Origin of the sequence: Salinibacterium sp., from assembly GCF_031364185.1 — a bacterium.
Classification (GTDB): domain Bacteria; phylum Actinomycetota; class Actinomycetes; order Actinomycetales; family Microbacteriaceae; genus Rhodoglobus.
The window spans coordinates 1-6,227 of record NZ_JANLVV010000142.1 but is presented as its reverse complement, the minus strand read 5'-3'; the positions used below and the strand labels follow the sequence as shown (position 1 = coordinate 6,227).

Annotated in this window: 7 protein-coding genes and 1 pseudogene; 3 read left to right on the top strand and 5 right to left on the bottom strand. The window is 63.9% G+C overall.

What is annotated here, in order from left to right; all coding sequences use genetic code 11:
- Together RMN95_RS06440 and RMN95_RS06435 are read right to left on the bottom strand one after the other, a co-directional pair.
- Nucleotides 1-218, bottom strand: a pseudogene (locus RMN95_RS06440) (plasmid pRiA4b ORF-3 family protein); the annotation flags it as partial.
- 257 nt (nt 219-475) lie between these two features.
- Nucleotides 476-1,396: a nuclease-related domain-containing protein gene (locus RMN95_RS06435; RefSeq protein WP_309616117.1), complete on the bottom strand. Its 921-nt coding sequence runs from the start codon at nt 1,394-1,396 to the stop codon at nt 476-478.
- Nucleotides 1,397-1,681: 285 nt separating this feature from the next.
- Here RMN95_RS06435 and RMN95_RS06430 point away from each other — a divergent pair, with 285 nt between their 5' ends.
- A complete protein-coding gene (locus RMN95_RS06430) occupies nt 1,682-2,143 on the top strand; it encodes a hypothetical protein (RefSeq protein WP_309616116.1) in 462 nt (153 codons plus the stop codon).
- A gap of 602 nt (nt 2,144-2,745) precedes the next feature.
- Here the strand turns inward: RMN95_RS06430 and RMN95_RS06425 are convergent.
- Nucleotides 2,746-3,078: a cupin domain-containing protein gene (locus RMN95_RS06425; RefSeq protein WP_309616115.1), complete on the bottom strand. Its 333-nt coding sequence runs from the start codon at nt 3,076-3,078 to the stop codon at nt 2,746-2,748.
- A gap of 155 nt (nt 3,079-3,233) precedes the next feature.
- Here RMN95_RS06425 and RMN95_RS06420 point away from each other — a divergent pair, with 155 nt between their 5' ends.
- Nucleotides 3,234-4,463 (top strand): FAD-dependent oxidoreductase, encoded by a 1,230-nt coding sequence (locus RMN95_RS06420; RefSeq protein ID WP_309616114.1) that lies wholly within the window; start codon nt 3,234-3,236, stop codon nt 4,461-4,463.
- 125 nt (nt 4,464-4,588) lie between these two features.
- On the opposite strand, the gene RMN95_RS06415 is transcribed toward RMN95_RS06420, so the two are convergent.
- Nucleotides 4,589-5,227, bottom strand: a complete 639-nt coding sequence (locus tag RMN95_RS06415) for a LysE family translocator (RefSeq protein ID WP_309616113.1) — start codon at nt 5,225-5,227, stop codon at nt 4,589-4,591.
- Between the two features lie 106 nt (nt 5,228-5,333).
- Between RMN95_RS06415 and RMN95_RS06410 the strand changes: the two genes are divergently transcribed.
- On the top strand, nt 5,334-5,945 hold the full coding sequence (locus RMN95_RS06410) for a LysE family translocator (RefSeq protein WP_309616112.1): 612 nt from the start codon (nt 5,334-5,336) through the stop codon (nt 5,943-5,945).
- Nucleotides 5,946-6,041: 96 nt separating this feature from the next.
- On the opposite strand, the gene RMN95_RS06405 is transcribed toward RMN95_RS06410, so the two are convergent.
- Nucleotides 6,042-6,227: hypothetical protein (locus RMN95_RS06405; RefSeq protein WP_309616111.1), on the bottom strand; the 186-nt coding region annotated here is incomplete at its 5' end.

The window sequence follows — 6,227 nt, the reverse complement described above, 5'->3', positions numbered from 1 at the left end:
ACGATCGGTGACGGTCCGTAGCGGTCATCGGTGGGCGAGAAGCGGTGCAGGTGACTGTTAGTCCAGCCGAATGCGGCCTGCAGGATGTCGTGCACGCGATCGAGGGTGACCTCGCCCGGAAGCGACAGCCGGCGCCAGATCGGGGGTGCTGAGCCAATAAGCTCGATGCGCAGTTCGAAGCGCTGGGGGGTGGTTGGGGGTGGTGGCAGGAGAGTCACGGATCAAGCGTAGGGGTGGCGGTCACCCGATGCGCAGCCAGGCCCGCAGTGCGGCGCGGATGACACCCCCGCGGCCACCTTCCCGCAGTTACCCCGCCCGTCCGAAATGACGGAGATGCCCGTGCCGCGCACCCCGAAACTCGCCGATAGGCCCGATTTTCGCCCCGAAGTCCGTCATTTCGGATGCAGGCGAGCCCCCGGATGACATGTTCCGGCCGCGCGGAACGGCACGCGGCGTGACTGCCCGAGGTCTCCGCTCACTTCCCGGTGATGGAGTTCACGTACATTACGAAGCCCACGAGCCCCATCACTGGAAGCAGGAGGCTGCGGAACAGCCTTTCGAAAGCAGATTGGCGCTTGCGCGAGCTCGGGCGGCGAGCAGCCGCCGGTCTGCTGCGGGACGCGGCCGGGCGACGGTCACGGTTTCGGGCGTTCGGCGCGGGGGCCTTGGGCGGCGCGGTGTAGGCGCGCGCGAGGTGAGGCCCGACGGCCTCTTCCAGCGCTTCGAACTCCCGAGTGATGTGGTCGCCGACCGTCGATTCCGAGGGTGACCGGTGCCACGTTGCGGGCAGTACGGCTGCGGCGGCGATGCGTTCGACTTGCTCCTCGCTGAAGACCGGGCGATCCATAAACACCCGAAACAGGTCGTCGTCCGCGAGCACCCGAACCTCAGGTTCATGAGCGTCTCCACCAGCGGGCGCCTTGTGGGTGATGGGGCCTGGATTCACGAACACGATCAGCGCGGTAACGGGAACGGTGAGGCCGGATGCCGCAGACAGCAGTTCAGCTGCTCGCCGAGCTTCCGCGACGGAGTTACGCACGTAGAGCTGCTTATGACCGTCGACATACAGGCCATAGCCCGCCGACCATATTTTCTTGCCTGGGCTGTACTTGGTGTTGATGCTGAACACCCCGGCGCGACCGATGACCACGTGGTCGATGTCGCTCGATCCTTTCCCGACGGGCACCGAATGCAGAACGGTATGCGAGTCGCTCAGCAGTCCGAGGATGGTGCCGACCCGCCGCTCGCCGATGACGCCCCGATACCAGCTGACGGCATCCTCACCGACAACAACATCGTTGGTGCTGGCGTCAAGGCGAATCGTGCCCAGATCCCACTGGTGCAACAGCATGTCGATGAGCGAATGCCCGGGTACGCGTTGTCGAAGATCACTCATTAGCTCAGTCTGTTGACTCAGGATGCTCGGCAATAGCCCGAGTTCGGGGGGTCGTATTGCGGGGTTACGCGCTCGCGGCCACTCGTGGTGGGCCTGAATTCACCGACACCGTGCTGGCCCAGACCAGTATCGCGGCCGGGTGCGATGACACGGTGACGTTCGACAGGCGAGCGGCCCCGGTCGTCGGGATGCAGCTCTCGACAGAGCGAGTTGTGCACACTAGCAGTTCTCCACAGATCCGGGATTGTCGTCTACCGCTAGCCCAGCCCGCGCCACCATGGCCCCATGACGAGACCTCGCTTCGACGACATCCACACCATCCCGCTCCCGACAGATCGCGAGCTCATCCCTCACCTGCAGGTCCTGCTCGAGGAGGCGCTGCGCCGTCAGGTGTGGATCATGTTCCTCGACGAGCAGTCCAGACCGTTGCCTGTCCTGATTCCGATGGATGTTGAGGCCGAAGCCCGCGAAGGCGACGGCGCCGCACTCCTGCAAGCCCTCAGCTGCGTGCTGCTGGATTTCGAGATCGCAACCCTCGTGATCACGCTGGAGCGCCCTGGCCCCGCCGAAATCATGGATCGCGACCGTCGCTGGTTGAGATCCCTCAGAGAAGTGTGCGTCGCATCCGGCCGTGCGTTCCGCGGTCCGTTTCTGATGCTCGGCGACCAGATCACGCAGGTGCCGCCCGATGACTACATCGGTATACCGCTGGTGTACTCCGACGACGACGATCAAGGCTCCTTCTAAGCTGCGTGATCACCTCATCACTGAGGCGCGTAAGGAGGGGCGCACCGTGGCCGAGGTAATGGAGAAGCTACTGCGTGACCGGGAGGGCCGAACATTTCCGGGCGATCCGAGAATTCCGTGCAGCAAAGACCTCGAGCCAACGATCTGCCCTTCATTGGCCTGGCTGAAGTGTTCGTGCTGAATGCCCTGCGTCCGCCGCAATTCCCGTCGCTTGACGTGGGTGTCGATCAGAGAATCAACGGCGGGGCGCCCCACCGTCACAGCACTCGGAATCGAAAGTTTCGTGTTGCACGTTCTCATGAGGTCAGTGATACGCAGCCGCTATGGCGCACATGCGGATATCCCTTGAGATCGATGACGGCGTGCTCGCTGCCGCGCGGTCGAAAGCACGGGATGAGGGCATCTCCATCGGTGGCGCGATTAGTGCTCCGGCTCGGCGGGGCCCAGTTCGATTGCGCCGATGGAAGCGGCCATGTTCCCGGGTTGTAGAACGGCACCTGTGGAGGCTCCGATCACTCTCGAACTGGTCAACAAGTTGGGTGACTAGACACTCGTCAACATTGCGGTCACCCGTGCGGAGCCCACAACCGCCAAGGGATTCCTCACGACTTCTTCACAACCGTGAGCAGAATCACCGAGTCCTCGATTGAATCGAGCGAGTGCGTGCGGTCCGGCACGATCATCAAGTCGCCCGGTGACCCATTCCAGGTCGCATCTCCGGCACGCAAGAGCACTCGCCCCACCACGACCTGGATGGTCGCCTCGCCTGGGTTCTCGTGCTCCGAGATGCCCTCACCTGCGCGCAGCGCGATCAGGGTCTGTCGAAGGTGATGCTCGTGCCCGCCAAAGACTGTTTTTGCACTGCGCCCGTTGGAGGCGCTGAGTGCGTGGTCGAGTTCGTGGCGGGCCAGCGCCGTCAGTGAGGTCTTCTGCATGGCTAACAGTGTGCTCCTCCTCGGCCCTTTATCCCCCTCTTGACAGCACGAGGAGAATCAGAGGTGGGAGACGCAGGGCGACGATCGGTGGATGAGTCCGGATGCCCCTTCTGTCGGACTAAGAGAAGTACCAGCAGTGCCAGCGAGAGGACACCATGCCTGATTCGAAAAGTTTCATCATCGTCGGAGCCGGCCTCGCCGGCGCCTCCGCCGCGAAGACGCTGCGCGAGGAGGGCTTTGCCGGGCGGATCCGGTTGATCGGGGCCGAGGCGCATCGGCCCTACATCCGCCCCCCACTGTCGAAGGATTACCTCAGCGGAACCGCAGACCGCGACTCGGTCTTCGTGGATCCCGAGGGCTGGTACCCCGAGAATCATGTCGAATTGCTGCTCGACACCAGTGTCACCGGCATTGATGCTTCCGGGCGGCTCATTCATACCGGCCGCGGTGATGCCCTTCCTTATAGTGCGCTGCTGATCGCCACCGGCTCGTCCCCGCGCCAGCTTTCCATCCCCGGGGCAGATCTCGACGGCGTGCATTATCTTCGGACGCTCGATGACTCCGATGCCCTGCGCACCCTGCTGGCGGGCGGTGGCAAGCGACTCGTTCTGATCGGCTCTGGTTGGATCGGGATGGAGGTGGCCGCGACCGCGCGAACCCTGGGGAATGACGTCACGATTCTCGAACGGGGTGCCATCCCGCTTGCGAACGCGTTGGGTGATGAACTCGGCCGGATGTTCGCCGAACTTCACGAGGAGAACGGCGTCATCCTGCGTCGGTCGATGATCGTAGAAAGCATCGTCGGGCGCGACGGCCACGCGACGGGCGTCGCGCTGAGCGATGGTGAGGTCGTCGCGGCCGACCTCGTACTCGTCGGTATCGGGGCGGAACCCAACGTGGAGCTGGCTCAGGCCGCGGGGCTCACCGTTGACGACGGCATCCTGGTCGATGCGTCGCTTCGAACGAGCGATCCGGCGATTTTCGCCGCCGGCGATATCGCCAATGCGTACCATCCCGTGGCGAAGCTGAGACTGCGCAGCGAACACTGGGCGAATGCGCTGAACGGTGGCCAGGCCGCCGCGAAGTCGATGCTCGGCCAGGAGGTGTCGTACGACGACATCCCCTATTTCTATACCGACCAGTTCGACCTCGGCATGGAGTATTCCGGATTCGGACCACTCACCCGCGACGCCGAAATCGTGTATCGAGGCGACCGGGTCGGCCGCGAATTCATCGCGTTCTGGGTGGCCGACGGGCGCGTGGTCGCGGGGATGAACGTGAACACGTGGGACGTCAACGAAGTGGTGCAGGGCGTCATCCGCCGAGGCAACCAGGTCGACCGCGGCAGGCTCGCCGACGAGACCGTGCCACTGGAATCGCTCTGACCCCGACTCCGGATCACACCGCATCCGGGCCGGCGTGTGTCACATCAATCCGACCGTGTACTGGGAGGGCTCGCGCCGATGTGGCGCTACCTGCGAGCGGCCCGAGCCGGGGCATCCGGAACCGGTCAGGCCTTATTGCCAGCGATCGCGAGGGCCCCTCCGAGGCCGATCATCATGACGCCCCCGGTTGCCGTCACGCCCGCCAGTCGCCGGGGGCTGCGGGCGAACCACGCGCGTGCCGTGCCGGCGGTGAGGGCCCAGATGCTATCGCAGGCGAGCGCGAGAACGAAGAACATCGCCCCCAGCAGGCCAAGTTGCAGGGGAATCGAGCCCGCGTTGTAACTGACGAACTGCGGGAGCACGGCGACGAAAAACACGATCGTTTTCGGGTTCGATGCGCCCACGACGAAGCCGTCACGCAGCAGCCGGAAGGTCGACGGCGGCACCGCACCTCTGGCCACCGCGCGGGTCTTCGAGTGTCGGTGCCGGATCGTCTGCACCCCCAGATATACCAGGTAGGCGGCGCCCGCAAACTTGATGATGGTGAAAACGAGCGCAGACTCGGCCAAGATCGCGCCCACGCCCAGCGATACGGCCACGATCGCCGGAATCATGCCCAGCGCGTTGCCCAGCACGCTCAGGACGCCGCCCCACCGCCCCAACGCCAGCGACCGCCCGACGACAAACAGCACGCTCGGGCCCGGGATGGCGATGAGGGCAAGGGATGCGAGAACGAAAGCCCCGGCGTTGGCTGCGGGAAGCATGGGGCTCCAGGTCGATGGGTGGGGTCAAGTGAACTGTATCCGAGCCGGCGTCGCTCGTCGCTCGTGGCTGGTAGTGTGCCGAAATACCAGCCGTGAAGGGACACTGATGAGTATTGCGTTTCTGCTGACGACCCTGGTCGTGGTCGCCACGCCCGGCACTGGCGCTGTGTACTCCATCGCCGCTGGTCTGTCTCGGGGCGCGAAGGCTGGCATCATTGCCGCGTTCGGCTGCACCCTCGGCGTGATCCCTCACATGATCGCCGCCGTCACCGGCCTCGCCGCGATTCTGAATGCTTCGGCCATCGCCTTCCAGACGATCAAGTGGCTTGGGGTTGCCTACCTTCTGTTCCTTGCCTGGCAGACCCTGCGCGATACGTCGGCCATCCAGATCGATGACCACTCCGGCCCGATGTCGTTCTGGCGGGTCATCCGCAGTGCTGTTCTCATCAATCTCCTCAACCCAAAGTTAACGATCTTCTTCTTCGCCTTCCTCCCGCAGTTTGTTCCGGCCGGCGAGGCGAACGAAACCTGGCACATGATCGGCCTCAGCGTGGTGTTCATGGCTGTCACGTTCGTCGTGTTCGCGCTCTATGGAGTGTTCGCCGCGACGATGCGCAACCAGGTCATCAGCCGACCCAGAGTCATGACACGGCTTCGCCGCACATTCGCCGCCACGTATGTTCTGTTGGCCGGTCGTCTCGCCATCGAGAGCCGATAGCCGCGGCGCGGTTCCGTAGTTCTTTGCAAGCGCCGTCTCAGGCCCAGTCTCAGGCCCAGGCCGAGCCGCACCTGCTGTGACTGGCGGGCGAGCAGATCACCCGTTCAGGAGGTGAATGCCCATGCCACTCCCTCCGCGATGTTGTTGTATCGAAGTCATGTTCGAATTGTAGCCCAGTGGTGTCGATAATACTAGTATTTGTGTTCGATTTCTGCTATCCTTGGGCATGGCCCGGATCAGCTCTGTCAGCGACACGATCATCGTGTTGCCCATCGTGTTGCC

Bases quoted from the DNA above. Each gene is read 5' to 3' on its own strand.
- RMN95_RS06435 (WP_309616117.1), bottom strand. From the start codon at position 1,396: ATGAGTGATCTTCGACAACGCGTACCCGGGCATTCGCTCATCGACATG.
- RMN95_RS06420 (WP_309616114.1), top strand. From the start codon at position 3,234: ATGCCTGATTCGAAAAGTTTCATCATCGTCGGAGCCGGCCTCGCCGGC.
- RMN95_RS06415 (WP_309616113.1), bottom strand. From the start codon at position 5,227: ATGCTTCCCGCAGCCAACGCCGGGGCTTTCGTTCTCGCATCCCTTGCC.
- RMN95_RS06410 (WP_309616112.1), top strand. From the start codon at position 5,334: ATGAGTATTGCGTTTCTGCTGACGACCCTGGTCGTGGTCGCCACGCCC.
- RMN95_RS06425 (WP_309616115.1), bottom strand. From the start codon at position 3,078: ATGCAGAAGACCTCACTGACGGCGCTGGCCCGCCACGAACTCGACCAC.
- RMN95_RS06430 (WP_309616116.1), top strand. From the start codon at position 1,682: ATGACGAGACCTCGCTTCGACGACATCCACACCATCCCGCTCCCGACA.